This window comes from Geomonas oryzisoli (assembly GCF_018986915.1).
Taxonomy (GTDB): Bacteria; Desulfobacterota; Desulfuromonadia; order Geobacterales; family Geobacteraceae; genus Geomonas; species Geomonas oryzisoli.
Genome location: NZ_CP076723.1, coordinates 841,232 through 863,296, shown reverse-complemented (window position 1 = coordinate 863,296; position 22,065 = coordinate 841,232). Strand labels below are relative to the sequence as shown.

Below are 22,065 nucleotides of genomic sequence, written 5' to 3'. Positions count from 1 at the left end.
CGGCTCCGACAAACGGCAACAAGGAAAGATAATAGCCGAGAACGATGATTAGTGAACCCTGCCGATGTGCCTAACTTTGAACTTTGAACTTTGAACGTTGAACGGCCGTTTAAGCCGTCGCTCCGTACTGCATCTCGTAGTATTCCCGGTAGGCGCCGCTCACCACTTCCTCGACCCATCCCTGGTTGGCCAGGTACCAGTCGATGGTCTCGGCGATGCCGCGCTCGAAGGTGTAACTCGGCTCCCAGGACAACTCGCGCTTCAGCTTGGAGGCGTCGATGGCATAGCGCCGGTCGTGCCCCTTGCGGTCCTTGACGAAGGTGATCAATTCACGGCTCTCCCCCGGCGCGCGCCCCAGGCGCTCGTCCATCAGGTCGCAGACCAGCTTCACGATGTCGATGTTCTTCCACTCGTTGTTGCCGCCCACGTTGAAGATCTCGCCCGGCCTCCCCTGTTTCAGCACCCGCTCGATGGCGGCTGAATGGTCCTTCACGTGCAGCCAGTCGCGCACGTTCAGCCCGTCGCCATACACCGGCAGCGAGCGTTTCTTCAGGATGTTGTGGATCATGAGCGGAATCAGCTTCTCGGGGAAGTGATAGGGACCGTAGTTGTTGGAGCAGCGGGTATTCAAGGTCGGCAGGCCGAAGGTCTCGAAGTAGGCACGCACCAGGAGGTCGGCACCGGCCTTGCTCGCGGAATACGGGGAGTTGGGCGCCAGCGGCGTCTCCTCGGTGAAATACCCCTCCGGGCCGAGGCTGCCGTACACCTCGTCGGTGGAAACCTGCAGGAAGCGGAAATCGGGAAGCTTCTCGGCGTGCAGGCGGCTCGCCTCCAGGAGGGTCTGGGTCCCCAGCACGTTCGTTTTCACGAAAATTTCGGGGCCGGTGATGGAGCGGTCGACGTGCGATTCGGCGGCGAAATGGGCCACGGCATCGACCTTTTCCTCGGCAAGCAGACGCGCGACCAGCTCGCCGTCGCAGATGTCACCCTTCACGAAGCGGTAGTTGGGGTTTCCCTCCACCGCGGTCAGGTTCTTCAGATTCCCGGCGTAGGTCAGCAGGTCCAGGTTGATCACCCGGCACTGCGGGTTCCCCGCCATGAAGTGGTTGATGAAGTTGGAACCGATGAATCCCGCCCCTCCGGTAACCAGTAAAGAGGTGGGGGTGAACGTATCCTGCATATGACCTCCGGCCGGCTCTTGCTCTGGGGCGCCGCGGGCGCCCCTTTCTTTTCAGCCGACTATTGTAGATACACCGGAAAAAGAAAAAGTGTCAACTTCTTAGCGCTTCCGGGCACGACCGCCTCACCCTCGTCAGAAGGTCTGAATCGGACCCAGCGCCCCCAGTCCGGCCAGGGAGAAGTTGACGGTGAACTGCTTTTCGCCGCTTACCTGGTGACTGCTCACCCGGTCGGAGTAGGCAAGAACCACGCTCCAGCACTGCTGGCGGTACTCCAACGCGTAGCGCGATTCCAGGAAGCCCCCCCTGTCGAAGGAGTAGCGCCCCAGGACATCGGCGGTCCACTGGCTGGAGAGCGGGAAGGTAACCCCGGCGCCCAGGTAGTCCAGCTCATCGCGGCTGTACCGGTAAGTGACGCTGGCCTGGTTGCGTCCCTCTCCCTTCACCTGCAGGCCGAGGTTCGCCGTGGAAATGAGGTTGTCGTTGGTGTTGTACCGACCGTCGATCAGCAGGGACAGGTCCTTCACCGGGGTGATCACACTCTCCAGCATCAGGTCGGTGAGGCGGTTCCCCTCGTCCACCAGGGTGAGCAGGTCGCGGCGCTGCCCGGAGAACTGGTACCCCTGGGAAAGCTTCAGGTAGAGGAGGTCCCGGTACTCGTCCGGCATACCTTCCCTCACGTACTTGCGGGTGAAGGTATTGGCGACGGACCAGTAGGCGATGCTCTGACCGAGCACCCGGTCGCCGTAGTCGTAGAAAGGGAGTTCCTCGTCGCTGCGCCGCTGTACGAAACTGTATTGCAGCGACGGTACCAGCAGGTGCCGCAAGGTCCCGTCGTAGATCCGCTCCAACGGCATGGAGAGTGTTCCACCGCCGTCGGCCTGCCCGATCTGGCGCCAACCGGCCTCGGGGCTGTCGCCGCGCGCATTGTACAGGCGTTGCTGGAACGCCCCGAACATGGAGAAGTCCAGGATCCCCGCCGGCTTGGCGTAATAGCTCACCCGCGGGTGCAGGACCAGACGCTGCCCGGTCGGCCCCACGGCGTGCTCGAAATTGGTCAGGCTGGAGTCCATGGAGAAGAAGACGGGACCCACCTTGTCACCGGCTGCGACGAACTCGAAGGCGGGCAGACGCTGCAGCGTGGCGCGGTTGTTGGGGGCTTCCAGGTCCTGGTCGTAGCGCAGCGCGCCGCTCAGGCCGTAGCGCTGCCAGCGCCGGTCGAAGGAGACCGACGACTCCAGGAGCTGACGGTTGTATTCTCCGGAGAACTCGCCGTAGTCGAGGTAGTACTTGCGGTCGGAGACCAGGTGGACCGTGGAGGCGAGGGTCAACTCCGGGGTCAGCAGCTCCAGGTGCTTTTGCTGCAGCTCGCCGCGGAATTTGGATTCGTTGGTGTCGTAGATGCCGAAGGCGCGCAGGCGCCCCTGGCTGTCGTTGGGGCGCAGGTAGCGGTAGTCGACCCCGGTGCCGACGCCGCGCGAACTCTCGAGGTCGAGGTCGAAGGTGGCCTCCTGGCTCGGATCGATGGCCCAGTAGAAGGGCTGGTCGAGATAGAACCCTTTCTTGGAGGAGAAGCCGAGTTTCGGGATCATGAGACCGGACTGCCGCTCCGTGTTGGCCGGGAACACGAGGTAGGGCGTGTAAAAGACGGGGACGTCGTCGACATAGAAAACCGCATTCTTCGCCGTGGCGTACTCGTCGAGGGTGACATCGACCTTCTTCGCCTCGAAGCGCCAGCTCGGGTGGTCGCCGTCGCAGGTGGTGAAGGCCCCCCGCTCGACGACGTAGTCCTCGTCGCCGGTCTTCAGAAGCCGCGGGGCGCGCAGCCTGAAATTGGATTTCTTGACGAAGAGCTCCCCGTTCAGGAGCTCCCCTTTCTGGGTGAGCAGGTTCAGGGAGAGCTTGTCCCCTTTCATCGTGTCACCGCCGCGCTCCAGCAGTACGTCACCCTCGGCCAGGGCGTCACCGGTCAGGCGGTGGTAGATGACGCTGTCGGCGAGCAAAGAGGCGCCCTGCTGCAGGATCTGCACGTTACCCGTGGCGTGGTAGCTGTCGGTGGGGGTGTCGACGAACAAGGAGTCGGCCTTCAGGGTGGCCTCCTTGTCGGGCGAGGGCGCCTTGTCCGGCGTGCTCACAACATCGGCAGAGGCCGCCTTCTCGGCAGGGGGCGCCTTGCTGAAAGACATCGCCTTATCCTTGCCATGGGCAAGCGTAGCTGACAACAGCAGATAGGTAAGGAGCCACACGGCTCTTGCAGGTTTCATCGGACTCCGGAAAAACAAAAAATGTTCAACGTTCAAGGTTCAACGTCCACGGGCGGTCAGCTTAATGACCTCGTTGATAGTACTTCTAGAGCAGGCGATACGGTTGCCCCCGATCAACGTTGAACGTTGAACGTTGAACGGTTTCTCACCCTCTGAACGCCTCGAAGCTTCGCGATTTCAGGTGACTGCGCGCTTCTCCCACGGTGAACAGGGAGCCGCAAACCAGGATCAGGTCGTCATCCTGCGCCAGGTTCCGGGCCAACTCGATCCCCTCGGCCACGCTCCCCGCCTCCATCGCCTCGACACCGGCACCGAAACAGTAGGTGGCAAGCTCGCCGGCGGGAAGGGCCCGTTCCAGGGCGGGAGCGACGGCGAAAACACGATCGACCAGCGGCAAAAGCGGCGACAGTATCCCGGCAAGCTCCTTGTCGGCCATGACACCGGCCACCAGGAAGAGCTGCCGGCGCGGGACATCGGCCAGGGCCTCGGCCAGGGCGGCCGCCCCCGCAGGGTTATGGGCACCGTCGAGCAGCAGCCGGGGCGGCCCGGGGAAAAGCTCCATCCTTCCGGGCCAGCGGGCATTGGCCACACCGGCGATCATCGCCTGGGGAGTGACCGGGAATCCCACCGCCCGCAATAGTTCCGCACAGGCGAGGGCGAGGGCCGCATTGCCGCTTTGGTAGCGGCCGAAAAGCCCGCAGGAAAGGGCGTCCAGCGTGACACCGACACCGCGGTAGTTGAGCAGACCGTCCAGCCAGAAGGCATCGAAGGATTCCCCCTGGCGGTAAAGCGGCGCGTCGAGCTGGGCCGCCTGGTGCTCGATGATGAACTGCGCGTCGTGCAGCTGGCGCGCCGACAGGATGGGAGCGCCCGGCTTGCAGATGCCGGCCTTCTCCGCGGCGATGTCCTCGATAGTTTTACCGAGGTAATCGGTATGCTCAAGGGTGATCGGTGCGATGGCACACAGCACCCCCTGCAAAACGTTGGTGGCGTCGAGCCGCCCCCCCATCCCCGCCTCGAAGACGGCGACCTCCACCCCTGCTTCAGCGAAATAGAGGATCGCGAGGGCCGTGACGATCTCGAAGAAGGTGGTCTCCTCAGGAGCTGCGGCCATCACCGACTCGGCAAGACGCACCACATCCGCCTCCCCTATTTCGGCGCCGTTGATCTGGATGCGCTCGGTGAAGGATATCAGGTGCGGAGAGGTGAAGAGTCCAGTCCGGTAGCCGCCGGCCTTGAGAATGGAGCAGAGGAAGGAAGCCGTCGACCCTTTGCCGTTGGTCCCGACTACGTGGATCGTCTTGAAGGCGTCCTGCGGGTTGCCCAGGGCGGCAAGCAGCGCCGTGATCCTTTCGAGCCCGGGCTTGATGCCGAAGCGACCGAGAGCATAGATGTGCGCAAGCGTTTCGGCGTAGGTCATGACAGGCCGGAATTATAGGTAAAGAAGGTGAAAAAGTCCATATTAATCCCGGCGCCCGGGCCTAGCGTTCCGGCCACGCGAGACGCATGCCGAGACCGACCAGGATGCAGCCGGCAACCTGACCTATCCTGTTCCCGGCACCGGCGCTGCGGTTGAGCCAGCGCCCGATCTCGCCGGAGAGGAGGGCGACCACGCCGAAGCCGAGCATGGTGAGGACGACGAAGGTGCTCCCCAGGATGAGCATCTGCATCGGGACGCCGCCGCGGGTACGGTCCACGAACTGCGGGAAGAAGGCGAGGAAGAAGAGCGCCACCTTGGGGTTCATGATGTTGGCCAGGATGCTCTGCCGGAAGATGACCCAGCCCGCGAGCTCCCCAGCCCCCCCTTCCTGAACGAAAGAGGCCTTGCTGCGCAGCATTTTGAAGCCGATGTACATCAGGTAGGCCGCCCCGGCGTACCTGACGCAGGCAAACGCGGCGGCGGAGGAGGTGATGAGAGCGGAGAGGCCGACGATGGCGAAGAAGGTATGGGCGAAGTTCCCGAGCGCGAAGCCCGCCGCCGCGGCGAGGCCCGCCTTTCGCCCCTGCGCCACGCCGCGGGTCATTACGTAGATGATGTCGGGGCCGGGGGTGAAGATAAGAACGGTGGAGGTGATGGCAAACAGGGCCAACTGGGAAAAGGAAACCATAGAGACCTCAGGCTTAGATCAAGGTTAAGGTTGAGGTTAAGGTTGAGAAGAAAAAAGAGGGGCTAAGGCTTGGGAGTGAGACCTCCTCTGCCTTAACCCCTCGTTGTTAGCGGCGGTCAGGTTTTTCTTAACCTTAACCTCAACCTTGACCTCAACCTGCTTTTAGTTTCTGTAGAGCATCTTCAGGATGCTGGAGAGCTGCGACTTCATCTTGGCGCGCTCCACGATGACGTCCACCATGCCGTGGTCGAGGAGGTACTCGGAGCGCTGGAAGCCCTGCGGCAGCTTCTGGCGGATGGTCTGCTCGATGACGCGGGGACCGGCAAAGCCGATCAGCGCCTTGGGCTCGGCCATGTTGATGTCGCCCAGCATCGCAAAGCTCGCGGTGACGCCGCCGGTGGTCGGGTCGGTCAGGATGGAGACGAACGGAAGCCCCGCTTCGCGCAGCTTGGCCAGCGCCGCCGAGGTCTTCGCCATCTGCATCAGGGAAAGGATGCTCTCCTGCATCCTGGCGCCGCCGGAGGCGGAGACGATGATGCACGGGGTGCCCTGCTCCAGGGCGCGCTCGATGCCGCGGGTGATCTTCTCGCCGACGACGCTACCCATGGAGCCGCCCATGAAGGCGAAGTCGAAGACGCAGATCTCCACCGGAGTCCCTTCGATCTTGCCGGAGCCGCAGACGATGGCATCCTTGCTGCCCCCCTTTGCCACGGCCTGGTCGATGCGATCCTGGTAGCTCTTGCTGTCCTTGAACTCGAGGAAGTCGACGGAAACCATGCCGGCGTCGAACTCCTTGAAGGTCCCCTCGTCGATGAGCAGCTCGATCCGCTTCTTGGTCGAGATGCGGTAGTGATGGCCGCACTTCGGGCAGACGTTCAGGTTGCTCTCGATGTCCTTCGTATAGATGGTCTCGTTGCAGCTGACGCACTTCGTCCAGAGCCCTTCCGGAACCTTCACCTTGTGCTCGCCAGCCTTCGCCATCGGCGGATTATCCCTTTTGAACCAAGCCATATGTGCCCTCTTTTGGGGGAATGCCCCAAGCTGTTTTATTAAGCCGTAAAACAGCGCTGATTCTTAGCAGATCGAACCTGCTATGTCAAACAAAACGGTGCGGCGACGCCGCTAAGCCGTTGAAAGATTTCCTATTATTTCTGAGCGCCCTGCAGCACCCCTTGTTTTAAAGAAGAGACGAAGGAAGAAAGCTCGCGCAGCAGCTCCTCCCCCTGGTACTTCTCGAAATACTTCACGAGCGCGCTCCCCACCACCACGCCGTCGGCGACCCGGGCGACCTGGCCCGCCTGCTCCGGGGTGGAGATGCCGAAGCCCACCACGAGGGGGAGGTTCAGGGCGTTGCGCACCTCGGTGACGCGGTCGGCCAGCGTATCGGCGACCGCGGTCCGGGCCCCGGTCACGCCGGTGACGGAGACGTAGTAGATGAAGCCGGAGCCCTGGCGGGCGACGGAATCGACGCGCGAGGTATCGGAGGTGGGCGTGAGCAGGAAGATCAGGTCCAGCCCGCAGCGGTCGGTATGTTGCTTCAGTTCCGCCGCCTCCTCCGGAGGCAGGTCGACCACCAGCAGGGCATCCACGCCGGCCTGGGCCGCGTCGCAGGCGAAGCGCTCGGCGCCGTAGGCGAAGATCGGGTTGAAGTACCCCATGAGGACGATAGGGATCTGGGTCCGGGTCCTGAGCCGGGTCACCAGCTCAAGGATGCCCGGCAGGGTGGTCCCGGCCGCCAGCGCGCGGTCGGAGGAGAGCTGGATGGTCGGTCCGTCGGCCATCGGGTCGGAGAAGGGAACCCCCAGCTCGATCAGGTCGGCGCCCGCCTGTTCCAGTCTCAAGACCACCTGTTCCGTGCTGGCGAGGTCCGGGTCGCCGGCGGTGACGAACGTCACCAGCGCCTTTTCCCCGCGTGCCTTCAATGCTGCGAATCTATCGGCAATCCTGCTCATAACGACTCCTTAACAATCGTTTACTTTAACAACCGTTCTACGTTCTACGTTCTACGTAAAACCTGAAACGTAAAAACATAAAACTTCGTCATTACGTCCCCCCCTTTGCGAAGGGGGGACAGGGGGGATTTAGGAGGGGACTGGCTCCGCCAGGTGCCTGTCCCCTTAGTGCCTGTGCAAGTGGGCTGAGCTGAAAGAAGCGTCCCGCTAGAGGGACAGGCACCTCACGGAGCCAGTCCCTTCCGCCAAGCCGACCTCCCCTTATAACAAAAAAAGTCCCCCTCGGGGAGAGGGGGATTTGGTCGGTGCTGCAAATAATTCGCTGCGGCGCGTCCTAGATCTTGAACGCGTCCATCTCCTGCTTCAGCATCTCGGTCTGGCGGAACAGCTTGTAAACCGCCTCGTCCATGACGCGGGTGGCTTCCAGGTTCGCGTCGGTGGCCTGCTGGATGTCTTCGACCGACATGACGATCTGCTCCGACCCGCGGGTCTGCTCGTCGCAGGCACGCTTTATGTGACGGATCATCTCGGTGATGCTCTCGGTGGACTGGGCAATCAGGTTCCCCACCTTGTTCTGCTCGCGGGTGGAGGAAAGCACCTGGGAGGTCAGGCTCTTCATGTTCTCGACCGCGGCCATGATCAGCTCGCTCCCCTGACCCTGCTCCCGGGTCGCCTTGGCGATCTGGGCCACCATCTCGGACACCTGCTCCATCGCCTCGCGGATCATCTGGCTGCCCTTGGCCTGCTCGACGGTGGTGCGGGCGATCTCGGTCACCTGGGCGGTCGCCTCGGTGACGCCGACGACGATCTTGGTCAGCGCCTCGCCCGACTTCTGGGACAGCAACTCGCCGTCGGCGATGGAACGCTCGGCCTGGTCGATGGCTTCGACGGCGCGCTGGGTTTCCTCCTGCACGCCCCGGATCACCTGGGAGATCTCGCGGGTGGAACTGGAGGTTCGTTCCGCCAGTTCCTTGATCTCATCGGCCACCACGGCAAAACCCTTGCCGTGCTCGCCGGCCTGGGCCGCGATGATGGCTGCGTTCAAGGCCAGCAGGTTGGTCTGCTCGGCCACCTCGTCGATCACCGAGAGGATGTCGCCGATATCGGCGGCCCGCTCGGAGAGGGTGGTGACGACCTCGCTGGTGATCTGGGAGGCGCGCTTGATCTCCTGCATGCCGTTGATCACCGCGTCGACCGCCTCGCGCCCGGTCTCGGCGTCGATGCGCACCGCCTTGGATATGGCGGCGGTCTCGTTGGCGTTTCTTTCCACCTGCTTGATGGAGCTGTCCATCTCCATGACCGAGGAAGCGGTGGCGGTGGAGACCTCCATGAGGCTCACCACGCCGTTGCCGACCTGCTTGATCGACGCCCCCATCTCGACGATGGAGGAGCTCACCTCGTTGACGGACAGGGCCAGGTTCTCCATGTTCTGCACCACCTCCTCGACGCTGGAGGCCATCTCCAGGATGGAGGAGGAACTTTCGGAGGCGGAAATGGAGAGGGAATCGACCCCCTGCGCTACTCCCTTCACCGAGGTGTTGATCTGCACGATCGCCGCGGAGGTCTTGGAGACGCTCTCGGCCTGGGTCTTCGCGGAGCCGACCACCGAGTGGGAGGCCTTCGCCATGGTATCGGAGATTCCCGCCAGCTCGTTGGACGAGCGGGAAACCTTGCCGATCATCCCGGAGAGCTTGCCGACCATCTCGTTGAAGTCGCTGCCGAGCTTGCCGATCTCGTCGTGGTTGCGCATCTCGACCCGTGCGGTCAGGTCTCCCTCGGCGCCGCTGTTCACCGCCTCAGCCATCACCGACAGCCGGGAAACGATGTTGCGCGTGATGAGAAGACCGAGCAGGATGGCCAACGCCACCGCCACCAGGATTACCGCGGCGAACGTGATCCCGGCCGACTGCTGGATCTCGGTGACCTGCTTGTTCGCCGCCGTCATCCGGTTGCCGACCTCGAGGAGGATGTCGTCCAGATCCTCTTTGGCCTTGTCGTTGGCCGTGGCGATCTCCTCGTTGGCCAGCTGGTTCAGCCGCTGGTCGGCCAGCGCATCCTTCGCCGCCTGGCTGATCGCCCCCGCCGGCACACCCTTCATGAGCGTCTGCTTGCGCTCGATCAGCTCATCGGCAACCTTCTCGAACTCGGCGAAACTCGCCAGGAAGTTGCGGGTTCTCTTCTCGACCACGCTCCCCTTGGCAGCGGGGAGTACACCGAGCTTCTTGTTCCCGTCCAGGATGATCTGGGCCTGGCTCAAGAGGGTGTCCCGCTTCATCTGGTAGTCGTCGATGTACTCCTGGAGTTTCTCCGGGTCGTTCGGAACCAGGGCCGCCTGCATCAGGCTCACGTGGCAGTACTTCTGGGTAACCCCCATGAGGAGCACCAGTTTTTGCTGCTTCGAGAGCTGCTCGAGGATGTTCTGGATCTGGCCGCCTACCCTCTTGATGTTGAGGGCGCCGAAACCGCCGGTGAAAGCGACCAACAAGGCCATGATCAGGAAGGACCCGATCAGGCGGGTACGCAAGGTCAGGTCTTTCATTATGATTACTTCTCCGCTTCAGACAGGAGGTAGTTCATCAGGTCCACGGAGGCCTTCACTTCGGCCTTGTTCATGTTGGAGTCAGGCTTTCTCAGCATCTTGATGCCGTAGGCCTTGGTGGCGTTACGGTCGAAGGGCTGGCCGGAGATGGGGGCCACGCCGGTCTGGATGGCGACGATGGTGCGCTCCAGGGTATGGCACTTCACGCACTTGACGCGCATGATCTCGTAGTTGGCCTTCATGTTCGGGGGGAAGGCGGAAGGATCGAGGCGCATGGCGTCGCCTTTGCCGATGACCTTGAGCCCGGCATGGGCGGTGGTAGCGGTTGCTGCAACGAGGAGCATGGTGACAACGAGCTTTTTCATAGTACGGTGAGTCCTCCAGGTTTTGTCGACGGCGACGGCCGCCGTTTGGGCATTGCCCGACCGCGAGCTACAGGCTGAAGGCGATGGAAGCGAAGGCGATGTTGCCCGTCCCCTCCGGAGCAATGCTGTGTGTGTATTCAACCGACAGCCGCAGGTTCTGCAGCGGAGAATAGGCGATGGCCGGGGTCAGGCGCTTGATGGCGCCGTCGCCTGCGTTCAGGTACTCGTAGCGGAACAGCGGGACGAGGTTCACCGGCGCCCCCAGGTAGTACTCACCCTCGAGGGTGTAGGCCTTGCTGTCGACGGCTGTCTTGAAGACTCCGAAGTCCGGGTTCGAATCGTGACCGAAGCTGCCGCTTCCCTTCAGGTGCAGCCGTTTGTAGAGGATGTCGGCCTCCGCGCCGATGCGGCGGAAACTGTTCAGGTTCTGCGCGACGCCGTTGGCGTCGAACTCGCCGTTTTGCCCCCAGTAACCAAAGCCGCCCAGGGTAACGCTCAGGAAGTCCCACAGGCTGTCCTTCTCCAGGTCGACTTCCGGTTCCTGCCCCTTGAAGTCGGTCCCGCCGATCTTCAGGGAGATGTGCCCGTAGCCGTCTTTGCGGTCCTGGCCGTTGCGGTCGACGACGCCGCCAGCGACGAAGAGGCGGTTGCCCAGCAGGGCGTTCAGCTCCACTCCGTCCTCAGTGGCATCGCTGCTGAAGGGGGAGAGGCCGACCCGGTATGTGGTGGACGCATAGGAGGGGACCGGCAGGATGCGGTTGCTCTTCTTCCAGAGGGAAAGTTTCGGCTCGAAGCGCCCCAGCTTCACGTTGACCGGAGTGCCCAGCGCCTGGCGCCAGACCAGGAACAGCTCGTCGAGGTCCGGACTGTTGCCGGAGGGGACGTTGCTGTTGTTGGCGGGGGTGGGGAGCGACGAGGCCCGCTGCATCCCCTGCGAATACAGATTGTAAGTGGCGAAGAAGCCTGCCAGGTCGCGGAAGGAGCCGCCGGCCTGCAGCGTGATCGACCTCGTGGAAAGATCGACCTTGTTGCCGTCTACGGCATCTTCGTCATAGGCAAGGTCGGCGCTCGCGGTGAGCGAGATCGGGATCTGCTGGGGCAGACCGGAGATGACCGACCACTCGTTGCCCGCAGATTCGGCCTGGGTCGCGGCTTTCGCCCCCTCTTTCTTGTGCGGGTAGACGTAACCGTTCTTCAGGAAGGCATCGCCGAACTCGTTGAGCTCGGGGTAGATGGTGTGGCAGGTGGAACATTCGGTCTTGTGCTGCCGGCTGAAAGCCGGGATGGCGTTGGCCGTGCCGGGGGTCAGCAAGGGAGCGGAGGAGATGCCGAGAAGGAACATGACCGCTGCAGTATGCTTTTTGAGAAACATCGTTGATCTCCTATATGGCAGTCAGTACTTAAATTAAAGAACATTAACACTATTAGAGTGGCTCAATTCCCCACCGAATGCATACTTGGCGCAGTCCGACGGATGATTAATACAATATTGCAGAAGTGAAGTCAACTTAACAAAAAGGAAGAGTGCCCAGCTGTGAGCTAACACTCATTTTTCTCTACTTTTTTGCTGTAGAAAATGTTATAAGGTAGCGTCTTAAATCTCAGGGAGGGCGTGCTATGCTGCTAAAAAGCCTTGTTTTCCTCATTCTCACTACGCTCCTTGTGGCGGGTTGCGGAGGTGGTTCCGCCGACAACACAACAGGAGTCTCGAAACTGGCCCAGTCCCAGAAGTGCATGGATGCAAGCTGTCACGGCGGCTCCGTCTCCCCGGGAACCGGCGCTCTGATCGTCAAGGAGTGGCTGAATTCCACGCACAACCTCAACAACGGCGCGGGATGCGCCGACTGCCACGAGCCCCATCCCGGCCATCCGGAGTCCTGTTCCAAATGTCACGGCGGAGGAAGCGGCGTGGCGACGCAGAACCCCGATGCCGCCCACAAATGCAACAAGTGCCACGGGCTCGCGCACCCCGACGACATCCAGGTCAGGCTCGCACCGCAGCACTTCGGCAACATGACCGCGAGCATCAACAACAACACCTACCGCGCCTCGTACCTGAGTTCCAACTACATCGGCAACTGCCGCAAGTGTCATAACCCGCACGACCCGACCACGGCGATGGCGGCCAACGCCGAGTGGGCCGAGTCCGGTCACGGCGACGTCCTCTCCGGCGCGAGGACCCGCTACGAGTTCAAGACCCGCGGCAGCTACGTACCGTACAACCTGACCTATGAGTACTACTGCGTTCGTTGCCACACCTCCACCGGCTATATCAACTTCGTGACCAGCGGCTTCACCGATGTGAGACCTTTTGCGGGCCCGGGATACGCCGTGGTGCAAAACGCCCCGGTCAAGGTCGCAGCCGGCGCCGCGCAGCCTGCGGATGCCCCCTCCCCGGACAAGACCAAAGAAGTTACCGCCTGCAACGTCTGCCACGACAACGGAGCCGGCCGGGCCTACAACTGGGCCACCCGCGCGGTGGGAGCTTACCGCGGCTACTATAACTTCTCCTCCTCCAACAGCTCCCCGACGGTGAAGCTCAACAACAAGGTCACCGTCTATCCCGACGTCAACGACTCCAACGTCTGCATCCCCTGCCACTCCGGCCGCGCCATCGGCTCCATGATCTATGACGCGCAGGCTGCCGGCATGGACTTCAGCAACACCAACACACCGAGCGCCCACGACCGTGCCGCCGCCACCCTGGTCTTCCGTACCGGCGGGTACGAGTTCCAGGGCAGGAACTATGTCCCGGCCAGGTTCCTCCACAACAGGATCGGCGTGGCCAACGAGCATGGTACCGGCAACGCCGGCCCCTGCGCGACCTGCCACATGAAGACTCCGACGCCGCACGGCTTCCAGCCGGTGCAGAGGGACCGTGCCGGCAACATTATCTCCATCGCCAGCACGGCGTGTGCCCACTGCCACAACGGCGACCCGCTGCTGCTCACCCCGGCAGTCCTGCAAGCCAAGAAGCAAGGCTACGCCGCTGCGATAGCCATGCTGAACGTCCTCAAGACAGATCCGACGCTGCCGGCCAACTCGCTCAACCCTTCGCGTTCCAAGGTACGCCCCTTGGCGAACAGGAACTCCGACTACAACGCGGCCTTCCCCGGCGGCGGTGCCAACACGATGGGTGCCTTCTATAACGCGAGTCTGCTGCAAAACGAGCCTTGTGCCTTCGCGCACAACCCCCAGTACACCAAGCGGCTCATCTACGACTCCATCGACTGGCTCAACAACGGGGTCATGGACAACGACGTCGAAGCAGCCATCAACAATGCGACCCTGGCCGTGAACAGCAACACCGGGAAGGTCTCGCTCAGCAATCCCATCATGGGTGGGTACTATATCACTGCGCAGCTCCCCGGTCCCGCATACGCAGCGGTCTTCGCCCAGGTAAAGGCGGACGCCATCAACTGGTTGTTGGGCGGCCCGAACGGAGGACGCCCGTAAGGGAAGAGCATGAAGATACTGCTGCACATATGCTGCGCGCCCTGTGCCATCTATCCGGTCAAGGAACTGAGATCGGCCGGACTCGATGTCACGGGGCTCTTCTTCAACCACAACATCCACCCGTACACCGAGTACAAGCTGCGCATGGAGGCGTTGAAGACCTACGCGCAAATGGTGGAGTTGGAGGTGCTCTACCGGGATGAATATCTCCTGGAGGAATTCCTGACCAACGTGTCCGGCGAGCCGGAAGGGCGCTGTGCTTACTGTTACCGCTCCAGGTTGGAGGAAGCCGCGCGAACCGCCGCCGAACAGGGCTTCAAGAGGTTCACCTCCACCCTGCTCTACAGCCGGTACCAGAACCAGCAGATGATCCGGGAGTTCGGTATCAAGCTTGGCGAGCGTTACGGCGTCGAGTTTCACTACCAGGACTTCCGTACCGGCTGGCAGGAGGGGATCAACCTCTCCAAGGAGATGGGGCTGTACCGCCAGAAGTACTGCGGCTGCATCTACAGCGAGAAGGAACGCTACGTCAGGAAGTAACGAGCCAGGCGCAATGTAAAAGGGGGACTGGCTCCGCAGGTGCCAGTCCCCTTTTTTTCTGTCTCCTTTTTTCAGCCGCTCGCGCCCCGATTGCCGTTGTGGCAAAATAGACGCTGCGGCACGAGGGCGAATGATTATTCGCCCCTGCAGGATTTCACGCAGGGATTGGATGACGTCGCCATGAGCAGACGTCGCCCCCGCCAAGGCCATATCTTCCCAAATACAGGACTACCGCCATGCCATCCTTCGGCAAATCGCTCATCATCCTGGGCCTCATCATCGCCGCCATCGGCGCCCTCTTCACCCTAGCCGGGCGTATCCCGTGGCTCGGGCGGCTGCCCGGCGACATCTACGTGAAGAAAGAAAACTTCACCTTCTACTTCCCGCTCGCCACCAGCATCATCATCTCTTTGGTACTCTCCTTCATCCTCTGGCTCTTCCGCAAATAAGCAGAAGGACAAAAGCTGTTTCGCAAAGAACGCCGGGTATCCGCAGAGAACGCAGAGAAGACTTTCGGGTTAAACCAGAAACAACAGCCCCCCCCTACACCAAAGTCGAACCAAAGGATCACCTCGCCCCAGCCTCCCCATAGCGTCCTTCGCGCCTACTTTCTGTCCGTACTTTGCGTAACCGCTTTGAAAAGCCGTTAGCAAAGAACCCAAAGTAGGCGCGAAGACCGCAATGAAATCTTTTGCTGTCTACCATCAAAAGCCTTTCTTTGCGTCCGTCGCGGATTCTCAGCGTACTTTGCGTAACTGCTTCTACTGATGCCGGACATAGGGATCAGCTCGCCCCGGCGCCCCCTTTGTCTCCCATCTCCACAATCTTCCCCCCCTTCTCCAAGAGAAACAGATCGCCGCGCCAGCGCACCCGGTTGCCGACGAGCGACAGCCCCCACACGCCGAAGGAAAGCGCGTCCCGCAGCGGCAGAAGCCAAAGCCAGCGCGGCAGCAGCCGATCCTTGACCAGCAGTTGGCTGTAGGTGGTGCAGACAAGCGAGCGCACCAGGTAGAGCAGCGCCGCAGCCAGCCACCCCCAAGCGGCGAACCCTGCAACCAGCAGCGCAAGGAGCGCTCCCGGAAAAGGGAGCGTGATCCCGGAGGCGAGATACCCTCCCGGGCGCGAGACCCGCATGGTGCGCCCCCAGCGCAGCTGCCGCGACAGGAGCTCTGACAGCTTCTCGTCCCCCCGCATCATGCTCTCCACGAAGTACGGCGAGAGCTCCAACCGGTACCCCGCCCTGTGGATCATGTTGCCCAACTGGTAGTCGTCGGCGAGGTAGTCGACCAGCGCCTCGAAGCCGCCGATCCGCTCCAGCGCCTCCCGGCGCACCGCCATCGACGCCCCCAGGGCGAAGGAAAGCCCCTCAAGCTTCAGTGCCGCCATCACGTTGGGTATCATCTCGCAGCAAAAGCCCAGCGCCTCGATGGCGCAGCCGGTACCCCGCACCTGCGAACTGCGGTACAGCGATGTAACCAGCCCCACCTTGGGATCGGCGAACGGTGCGCAGACCTGGCGCAGGTACTGTTCGCCCACCCGGATGTCGCTGTCGCAGACCACCAGCAGCGGGTGTTTCGCCTTGGCGTAGGCGTGCATCAGGTTGCAGACCTTGTAGTTGGCGCCGTGCACGGCAGGATCGACCACCAGCTCGATATCGGTTTCCGGAAAGCGCTGCATCAGCCGCCTGATGATGGGAAGCGCGGGATCGTCCTCAGAGGCAACCGCGAAGACGATCTGGTACTTCGGATAGTCCTGTCGGCAGAAAGAGGCGAAGTTTTCGAAGCTGTCGCCGTCCACGCCGCGGACCGGTTTCAGGATCGAGACCGGCGGCGCGTGGTCGGCAAGCGCCGCAGGGGCGGCGAAGAAGCTGCGCCCGCAGTAGAGCGTGATCGCGGCGTAGGCGAGGGAAGGTGCGACGGCAAGAAACGGGAGGAGTTCGCGCAGCATCAGCGGATCCTTTCCACCAGCACCAGGTACGGTGCCGTGTCGGGGCGGTTTAGTTGCCGGTGGCGCCAGACGTTGAAGCGACCCGGGTGCAGCAAGGCGGCCCACCCTTCGACCGCGGACGCTTCCTCGGGGCCTCCGGCGTGGCCGGTGTAGAGGGCGATGGTGATGAAGCCGCCGGGTGTCAGAAGTTCCGCCGCCTGAGAAAGCGCGAGGACTGTATTGCCGGGATCGGTGATCAGGGTGCTGTCCCCGCCAGGAAGGTAGCCCAAGTTGAACGCTACCGCGCGCACCCCGGGCGGCACCGATTCGGCGAGCCGTTCGTGTCCCGTCTCGACCAGTTCCACCCTTGCCCGGCATCCTTCCCGCTCCAGGAGTTCGCGCGTGGCGGCGATGGCGCGCGGCTGTACGTCGAAGGCCCAGACGCGGCCGGTCTCCCCGACGAGCTGGGCCAGCAGCAGCGTGTCGAAGCCGTTCCCGCAGGTGGCATCGACCACCAGGTCCCCCGGCTGCACCCGCTCCCTCAGGAAGTAATGCGACAGCGGCACGGCGCCGCGCAACGATTCAGCCTTGTTACCAGCCTTGACCAATTGCCCCCCAAAATCGCTCGAGTTCCCCCTCGCCCTCCGGGAGAGGGACAGGGGTGAGGGCCTTGCCGCGAAGGCCGCCCTCGTCGGACGATTGATTTCCTGAAGAGTGTGCAGAGTGAATGCTTTTCGCCCCTACAGGTGCAGAAACGGTTTCAGGTTGTCTCAGAAGTCCTCAGATTTTCTCCGTGGCCAATGGTTTAAGGTTTTTTCGCCGCCAGCGTCAAGACCGCCGGCAGCGTGACCATGAAGGCGATCTGGCAGGCGACCATCCCCAGGGACATCACGGCTCCGATGCTGAAGACTCCCTGGTGGCGCGCCACCATGAGCGCGCCGAAGCTGGCCATGATGGTCAGGGTGTTCAGCAGAACCCCGACACCGGTGGAGCTCAGGATCACGCCCGCCGCGCTCCCCTCCTCGCGCCGGTACCGGTTGATGATGTAGATCCCCGAGTCGACCGCTATCCCCAAGACCAGCGGCATGACGATGATGTTGGCCGAGTTGAAGCTGATGCCGAAGAGCCACATGCCGCTCACCATAAACAAAAGCCCCACCAGCAGCGGCACCAGCCCGATCAGGGCGAACTTCACGCTCCGGAAGGCAATGAGCAGGATGCCGACGATGGCGACGAAGGCGTAGATGAAGGCGAGACGGTAGGAGTCGCGCATGATGGTCATGGATTCGTACACCATCACCGGCTCCCCGGTCGCATGCGGATCGACGCTCCTCACCTCGTCCACGAAGGCCTTGAGCGGCTCCCGGTTAAAGATCTCTCCCTTGGGCGCCACCTGCAGCATCAGCTTCCCGGTCTTGCCCACGAAACGCGAACGGAGTTCCTTGGGCACGTCCGCCTCGGTGACCGGCTTCGCCGCCAGGCTCTGCTTCAGGAGCTCGATCTTGCCGGGAAGCTCCTTGAACATCCCTCCCTGGAAGTCCTGGAGCATCCCCACCGCGTTCTTGTCGCGCTCCTTCTCCAGCCCCGCGAAGAACTTGTCCAGGGTCGCCACGAAGGCCGCGGCCTGTTTCGCCTCCGGGCGCCGCTCCTTATCCAGCCGCTCCTTGAGCGCGACGGCCGCGTTTCTGAACGCCTCGAACACCTTGGGGAGCTCCATGAGCGAGAGGCTTTCCTCGTACGGGACGGGCTTCACGTCGGCAAGCTCGCGCTGCAGCGCCGCCAGCTCCGCCAGTTTTTCCTGCTGGTGGTCCGGCACCAGCGTGTTCAGGCTCACCACGTGGTCCACGCTGGGCAGACGCTCAAGCTTTGCCGTCTTCGCCTGCGCTTCCGCGGCGTTGTCGGCCATCACCACGGCGAAGTAGCCGCTGTTCTCCTTGCTTCTCATCAGCTTGTAGGCGTAGGTGACCGACTCCAGCCCCTTGGCCTGCAGGTTCATGAGGTTGTAGTCGAAGGAGACCCGGGACAGGGGGTAGAGCGAGGCGACGCACAGGACCAGGCTGACGCCGATCACCAGCCGGGGACGACCGAAGATGAGCCGGGACAGCACGCCATGCTCCGCGGGGCCTGCCGTCGCCGCGCCCGTGCGCACCGGGCGGTACCGGGCAAGAAGCACCAGCAAAGCGGGGAGCACGGTAAAGGTGACCAGCACGCAGATGACCACCCCGCCGGCCGCGATGACACCAAGCTCGGCGATGCCGCGGAAGTCGGTGAAGACGAAGGTGAGGAAGGCGGCGGCGACGGTGGCCGCGGCCATGACGATGGCCCAGATGTTCCTGGTCACCCCCGTTTCCAGGGCGACCATCTCACCCGCCCCCAGCCTCAACTCCTCCTGGTAGCGCAGCACCACCTGGATGCCGTACTCGATGCCGATGCCGATCAGCATCACGGCGAACACCATGGAAAGTATGTTCAGATGACCCACCGCCACGGTCGCGAAACCAAAGGAGAGCGAGATCGCCACCAGCAGCGACACCATGGCCGCAGCCACGTTCAGGACGCCGCGGAAGGCGAACAGGAGCAGGACCACGGTCAGCGCCAGGGACACCACCGTCGCCAGGGTGATGTCCTTCTCGCTGGTGGTCATCTCCTCGTGCTCAAGGACCGGGGTCCCGGTCAGCCCAGCGCTCACCCCCTTGAACTCGGGAAGGGCCTTCAGGCGGGCCACCTCGGTACGGACCACGGCTATCGCAGCCTTGGCCGGGACGAAACCTGTCATATCCCGCACCGGGAGCGCGGTCAGTATCTGCTGACGCCCGGCGCGGGCGAAGGCGGAATCGGGGTTCATGAAGACGCTCTCCATGGAGGGAACGCTCCCCTTCCCGGTTCCGAAACTGGTGAAGCCGGCCCCCAGCTTGTCCAGCATGAACATGATGCCCGGCAGCTGTTTTTCGTCGCCGGCGAGGTAGCGCTCGATGCTGCCTGTCATGTGGGTGAAGAGCGTCTGCACCGAAGGCGACGCGGAGAGCGCCCGCAGGGCCGGCGCCGCCAGGGTCAGGTTGCGGCGCAGCTCCTTTATGTCCTCCAGGGGCATGAACAGCAGGCCGTTGTCCCGGAAATACGGGAGCGCGAAGGGATAGAACACGTCCGAGAAGTGGGCCTTGTCCTTTGCCAGCGCGTCGTGCAGCCGACTGCCGAAGGCCCCCACCTTCTCGGCATCCTGCCCCTCGATCACCACCACGATGTCCTCCATGCTGCCGAACTCGGTTCGGAAGGCGCGGTAGTCGCGGTTGAAGGAGGTGTTCTGCGGCATCAGATCGTCGCGGCCGGTGAGAAACTCCATGCGCTGGGCGGTGAGCCAGATGGAGAGCACGGACAGCAGCAGCGCCAGGGTCAGCACCAGCCAGGGGCGGCGCGCCGCCAGGGAGAACAGCATGCTTGTTTTGGGGGCTTCATTCATAAGATCATTGGCCTTTTCCGGACAAATAATTAAGCGCAAGCAACCTAGCACACCCCGGGCGCACAATCAACAGCACCAGAGCAAATCATTGTTTTCATTAAGAAAAAAAAGACACATCTGGAAAAAACAGTGTACCTTTTGTCAAATCCGTGATAGATTTCCAGCCTTGTAACTATGTACAAAGCAGCTACACTGAGTTAATCCGTCCCAATCCGGCAGAAAGGAGTATGTGGTGACTTCCCCCTTCAAACACCCCATATCACATGCACTCACCTCATTCAACGGCATGGTTAGTGAGCCGGAGCTGAACGTCGAACACAAGGCAGGGGCAACTGTTCACCAGTTCCCCCCTGCTCTTTGGAAGAGTAAGCCGGGCAAGGCAAAAAGCCCCCTCGATGTCGCCATTGAAGGTAGTCGCGATTTCTTCTTCCGCGAACAGCTCCCCAAAGGTTATTGGTGGGCCGAGCTGGAATCCAATGTCACCATAACCGCAGAATATATAATGCTGCATCACTTCCTTGGGCTGGTCGATCACGAGCGCCAGCGCAAGATGAGCAACTACCTCCTCTCCAAGCAGACCGAGGAAGGATTCTGGACCATCTATTACGGCGGCCCGGGCGACCTTTCCACCACCATCGAAGCCTACTTCGCCTTGAAGCTCGCCGGCTATCCCGCCGAGCACCCGGCGCTCGAGAAAGCGCGGGCCTTCATCCTCTCCAAGGGGGGCGTGATCAAGTCGCGGGTCTTCACGAAGATCTTCCTGGCGCTCTTCGGGGAGTTCGACTGGCTCGGCGTGCCCAGCATGCCGGTGGAGCTCAACCTGCTTCCGAACTGGACCTACATCAACATCTACGAGTTCTCCAGCTGGGCCAGGGCCACCATCATCCCGCTCTCCATCGTGATGTACAAGCGGCCGGTGCACAAACTCCCCCCCGCGCAGAGGGTGCAGGAACTTTTCGTGCGGCCGCCGCGCGCCATCGACTACACCTTCACCAAGGAAGAAGGGATCTTCACCTGGAAGAACTTCTTCATCGGCCTGGACCACATGCTCAAGGTCTACGAGAGAAGCCCGATCCGCCCCTTCCGGAAGCGGGCCATGGCCAAGGCGGAGGAGTGGGTGCTGGAGCACGAGGAGGAGTCCGGTGACTGGGGCGGCATCCAGCCCGCCATGCTGAACGCGGTCCTGGCGCTGAGCGTTTTGGGCTACGACAACGAGCACCCGGCGGTGGCCCAGGGCCTGAAGGCGCTGGAACACTTCTGCATCGAGACCGACGAGCAGCTCGTGCTGCAGTCCTGCGTCTCGCCGGTGTGGGACACGGCACTGGCCCTCAAGGCGCTGGTCGACGCCGGGGTCCCCTCCGACCATCCCTCCCTGGTCAAGGGAGCCCAGTGGCTCCTGGAGCGCGAGGTGAGAAGGCCCGGGGACTGGAAGATCAAGTCGCCCGAGCTCGAGCCGGGAGGGTGGGCTTTCGAGTTCCTGAACGACTGGTACCCCGACGTCGACGACTCCGGCTTCGTCATGATCGCCCTGAAAGGGATCGAGGTGAAGGACCGCAGGGCGATGAACGAAGCGGTGAAAAGGGGCATCAACTGGTGCCTGGGGATGCAGAGCAAAAACGGCGGCTGGGGCGCCTTCGACAAGGACAACACCAAGCACATCCTGAACAAGATCCCGTTCGCCGACCTTGAGGCGCTCATCGACCCCCCCACCGCCGACCTCACCGGCCGGATGCTGGAGCTCATGGGGACCTTCGGCTACGCCAAGACCTACCCGGCGGCGCAGCGCGCCCTGGAGTTCCTGAAGAAGAACCAGGAGCCGGAAGGGCCGTGGTGGGGACGCTGGGGGGTGAACTACCTCTACGGCACCTGGAGCGTGCTCTGCGGGCTTGCCGCCATCGGCGAGGACATGCAGCAGCCCTACATCAAGAAGGCGGTCAACTGGATCAAGTCGCGCCAGAACATCGACGGCGGCTGGGGCGAGACCTGCGAGTCCTACCACGACGCCACCCTGGCCGGCATGGGGGAGAGCACCGCGTCGCAAACCGGCTGGGCGCTGTTGGGCCTCATGGCGGCCGGCGAGGCGGATTCCTCCACGGTGGTGCGCGGCATCCAGTACCTGATCTCCACCCAGAGACAGGACGGGACCTGGGACGAGACCCAGTACACGGGGACCGGCTTCCCCAAGTACTTCATGATCAAGTACCACATCTACCGCAACTGTTTCCCGCTCATGGCGCTGGGTACCTATCGCACCCTCACCGGCGGCCTGGAGTAACGGGC

At 62.5% G+C, this 22,065-nt stretch carries 16 protein-coding genes; 4 read left to right on the top strand and 12 right to left on the bottom strand.

Annotated features, from left to right (window positions below; genetic code table 11):
- Positions 1-109 precede the first annotated feature (109 nt).
- From rfbB to KP004_RS03760, 9 genes are all read right to left on the bottom strand, one after another.
- Positions 110-1,180, bottom strand: coding sequence for a dTDP-glucose 4,6-dehydratase (rfbB, locus tag KP004_RS03800; RefSeq protein WP_216801067.1), 1,071 nt, complete (start codon positions 1,178-1,180; stop codon positions 110-112).
- A gap of 132 nt (positions 1,181-1,312) precedes the next feature.
- Complete coding sequence (locus KP004_RS03795) at positions 1,313-3,442, bottom strand: LPS-assembly protein LptD (RefSeq protein ID WP_216801066.1); 2,130 nt, start codon at positions 3,440-3,442, stop codon at positions 1,313-1,315.
- A 145-nt stretch (positions 3,443-3,587) separates the two neighbouring features.
- Positions 3,588-4,862: a bifunctional folylpolyglutamate synthase/dihydrofolate synthase gene (locus tag KP004_RS03790; protein WP_216801065.1), complete on the bottom strand. Its 1,275-nt coding sequence runs from the start codon at positions 4,860-4,862 to the stop codon at positions 3,588-3,590.
- A gap of 61 nt (positions 4,863-4,923) precedes the next feature.
- Positions 4,924-5,550 (bottom strand): LysE family translocator, encoded by a 627-nt coding sequence (locus tag KP004_RS03785; RefSeq protein ID WP_216801063.1) that lies wholly within the window; start codon positions 5,548-5,550, stop codon positions 4,924-4,926.
- 162 nt (positions 5,551-5,712) lie between these two features.
- Positions 5,713-6,561 carry an acetyl-CoA carboxylase, carboxyltransferase subunit beta gene (gene accD / locus KP004_RS03780; protein ID WP_216801061.1) on the bottom strand — a complete coding sequence of 283 codons (849 nt, stop codon included), beginning with the start codon at positions 6,559-6,561 and terminating at the stop codon, positions 5,713-5,715.
- 134 nt (positions 6,562-6,695) lie between these two features.
- Entirely contained in the window at positions 6,696-7,502 is an 807-nt protein-coding gene (gene trpA, locus KP004_RS03775) for a tryptophan synthase subunit alpha (RefSeq protein WP_216801060.1), read from the bottom strand.
- 334 nt (positions 7,503-7,836) lie between these two features.
- Positions 7,837-10,041, bottom strand: coding sequence for a methyl-accepting chemotaxis protein (locus KP004_RS03770; protein ID WP_216801058.1), 2,205 nt, complete (start codon positions 10,039-10,041; stop codon positions 7,837-7,839).
- A gap of 5 nt (positions 10,042-10,046) precedes the next feature.
- Positions 10,047-10,406, bottom strand: coding sequence for a cytochrome C (locus KP004_RS03765; protein WP_216801057.1), 360 nt, complete (start codon positions 10,404-10,406; stop codon positions 10,047-10,049).
- Between the two features lie 67 nt (positions 10,407-10,473).
- Positions 10,474-11,778 (bottom strand): cytochrome C, encoded by a 1,305-nt coding sequence (locus tag KP004_RS03760; protein ID WP_216801055.1) that lies wholly within the window; start codon positions 11,776-11,778, stop codon positions 10,474-10,476.
- A gap of 245 nt (positions 11,779-12,023) precedes the next feature.
- Between KP004_RS03760 and KP004_RS21245 the strand changes: the two genes are divergently transcribed.
- From KP004_RS21245 to KP004_RS03745, 3 genes are all read left to right on the top strand, one after another.
- Complete coding sequence (locus tag KP004_RS21245; RefSeq protein ID WP_216801054.1) at positions 12,024-13,862, top strand: cytochrome c3 family protein; 1,839 nt, start codon at positions 12,024-12,026, stop codon at positions 13,860-13,862.
- A gap of 9 nt (positions 13,863-13,871) precedes the next feature.
- Complete coding sequence (locus KP004_RS03750; protein ID WP_216801053.1) at positions 13,872-14,402, top strand: epoxyqueuosine reductase QueH; 531 nt, start codon at positions 13,872-13,874, stop codon at positions 14,400-14,402.
- Positions 14,403-14,638: 236 nt separating this feature from the next.
- A complete protein-coding gene (locus KP004_RS03745; protein WP_216801052.1) occupies positions 14,639-14,851 on the top strand; it encodes a DUF2905 domain-containing protein in 213 nt (70 codons plus the stop codon).
- A gap of 334 nt (positions 14,852-15,185) precedes the next feature.
- On the opposite strand, the gene hpnI is transcribed toward KP004_RS03745, so the two are convergent.
- The 3 genes from hpnI to KP004_RS03730 all read right to left on the bottom strand — a co-directional run bounded on the left by hpnI (position 15,186) and on the right by KP004_RS03730 (position 19,785).
- A complete protein-coding gene (hpnI, locus tag KP004_RS03740) occupies positions 15,186-16,349 on the bottom strand; it encodes a bacteriohopanetetrol glucosamine biosynthesis glycosyltransferase HpnI (protein WP_216801051.1) in 1,164 nt (387 codons plus the stop codon).
- Positions 16,349-16,936: a tRNA 5-(aminomethyl)-2-thiouridylate-methyltransferase MnmM gene (gene mnmM / locus KP004_RS03735; RefSeq protein WP_216801049.1), complete on the bottom strand. Its 588-nt coding sequence runs from the start codon at positions 16,934-16,936 to the stop codon at positions 16,349-16,351. Before mnmM ends, hpnI begins: the two co-directional genes overlap by 1 nt.
- A 197-nt stretch (positions 16,937-17,133) precedes the next feature.
- Positions 17,134-19,785: an MMPL family transporter gene (locus tag KP004_RS03730; protein ID WP_216801047.1), complete on the bottom strand. Its 2,652-nt coding sequence runs from the start codon at positions 19,783-19,785 to the stop codon at positions 17,134-17,136.
- 286 nt (positions 19,786-20,071) lie between these two features.
- Between KP004_RS03730 and shc the strand changes: the two genes are divergently transcribed.
- On the top strand, positions 20,072-22,060 hold the full coding sequence (shc, locus tag KP004_RS03725) for a squalene--hopene cyclase (RefSeq protein ID WP_239026928.1): 1,989 nt from the start codon (positions 20,072-20,074) through the stop codon (positions 22,058-22,060).
- Positions 22,061-22,065: the final 5 nt, after the last annotated feature.

What these genes read in the sequence shown, in the direction of transcription:
- trpA (WP_216801060.1), bottom strand. Translation starts at nt 7,502, where the DNA reads ATGAGCAGGATTGCCGATAGATTCGCAGCATTGAAGGCACGCGGGGAA.
- KP004_RS03770 (WP_216801058.1), bottom strand. Translation starts at nt 10,041, where the DNA reads ATGAAAGACCTGACCTTGCGTACCCGCCTGATCGGGTCCTTCCTGATC.
- KP004_RS03760 (WP_216801055.1), bottom strand. Translation starts at nt 11,778, where the DNA reads ATGTTTCTCAAAAAGCATACTGCAGCGGTCATGTTCCTTCTCGGCATC.
- KP004_RS21245 (WP_216801054.1), top strand. Translation starts at nt 12,024, where the DNA reads ATGCTGCTAAAAAGCCTTGTTTTCCTCATTCTCACTACGCTCCTTGTG.
- shc (WP_239026928.1), top strand. Translation starts at nt 20,072, where the DNA reads ATGGTTAGTGAGCCGGAGCTGAACGTCGAACACAAGGCAGGGGCAACT.
- accD (WP_216801061.1), bottom strand. Translation starts at nt 6,561, where the DNA reads ATGGCTTGGTTCAAAAGGGATAATCCGCCGATGGCGAAGGCTGGCGAG.
- hpnI (WP_216801051.1), bottom strand. Translation starts at nt 16,349, where the DNA reads ATGCTGCGCGAACTCCTCCCGTTTCTTGCCGTCGCACCTTCCCTCGCC.
- KP004_RS03745 (WP_216801052.1), top strand. Translation starts at nt 14,639, where the DNA reads ATGCCATCCTTCGGCAAATCGCTCATCATCCTGGGCCTCATCATCGCC.
- KP004_RS03765 (WP_216801057.1), bottom strand. Translation starts at nt 10,406, where the DNA reads ATGAAAAAGCTCGTTGTCACCATGCTCCTCGTTGCAGCAACCGCTACC.
- KP004_RS03795 (WP_216801066.1), bottom strand. Translation starts at nt 3,442, where the DNA reads ATGAAACCTGCAAGAGCCGTGTGGCTCCTTACCTATCTGCTGTTGTCA.
- KP004_RS03730 (WP_216801047.1), bottom strand. Translation starts at nt 19,785, where the DNA reads ATGAATGAAGCCCCCAAAACAAGCATGCTGTTCTCCCTGGCGGCGCGC.
- KP004_RS03785 (WP_216801063.1), bottom strand. Translation starts at nt 5,550, where the DNA reads ATGGTTTCCTTTTCCCAGTTGGCCCTGTTTGCCATCACCTCCACCGTT.
- KP004_RS03750 (WP_216801053.1), top strand. Translation starts at nt 13,872, where the DNA reads ATGAAGATACTGCTGCACATATGCTGCGCGCCCTGTGCCATCTATCCG.
- KP004_RS03790 (WP_216801065.1), bottom strand. Translation starts at nt 4,862, where the DNA reads ATGACCTACGCCGAAACGCTTGCGCACATCTATGCTCTCGGTCGCTTC.
- rfbB (WP_216801067.1), bottom strand. Translation starts at nt 1,180, where the DNA reads ATGCAGGATACGTTCACCCCCACCTCTTTACTGGTTACCGGAGGGGCG.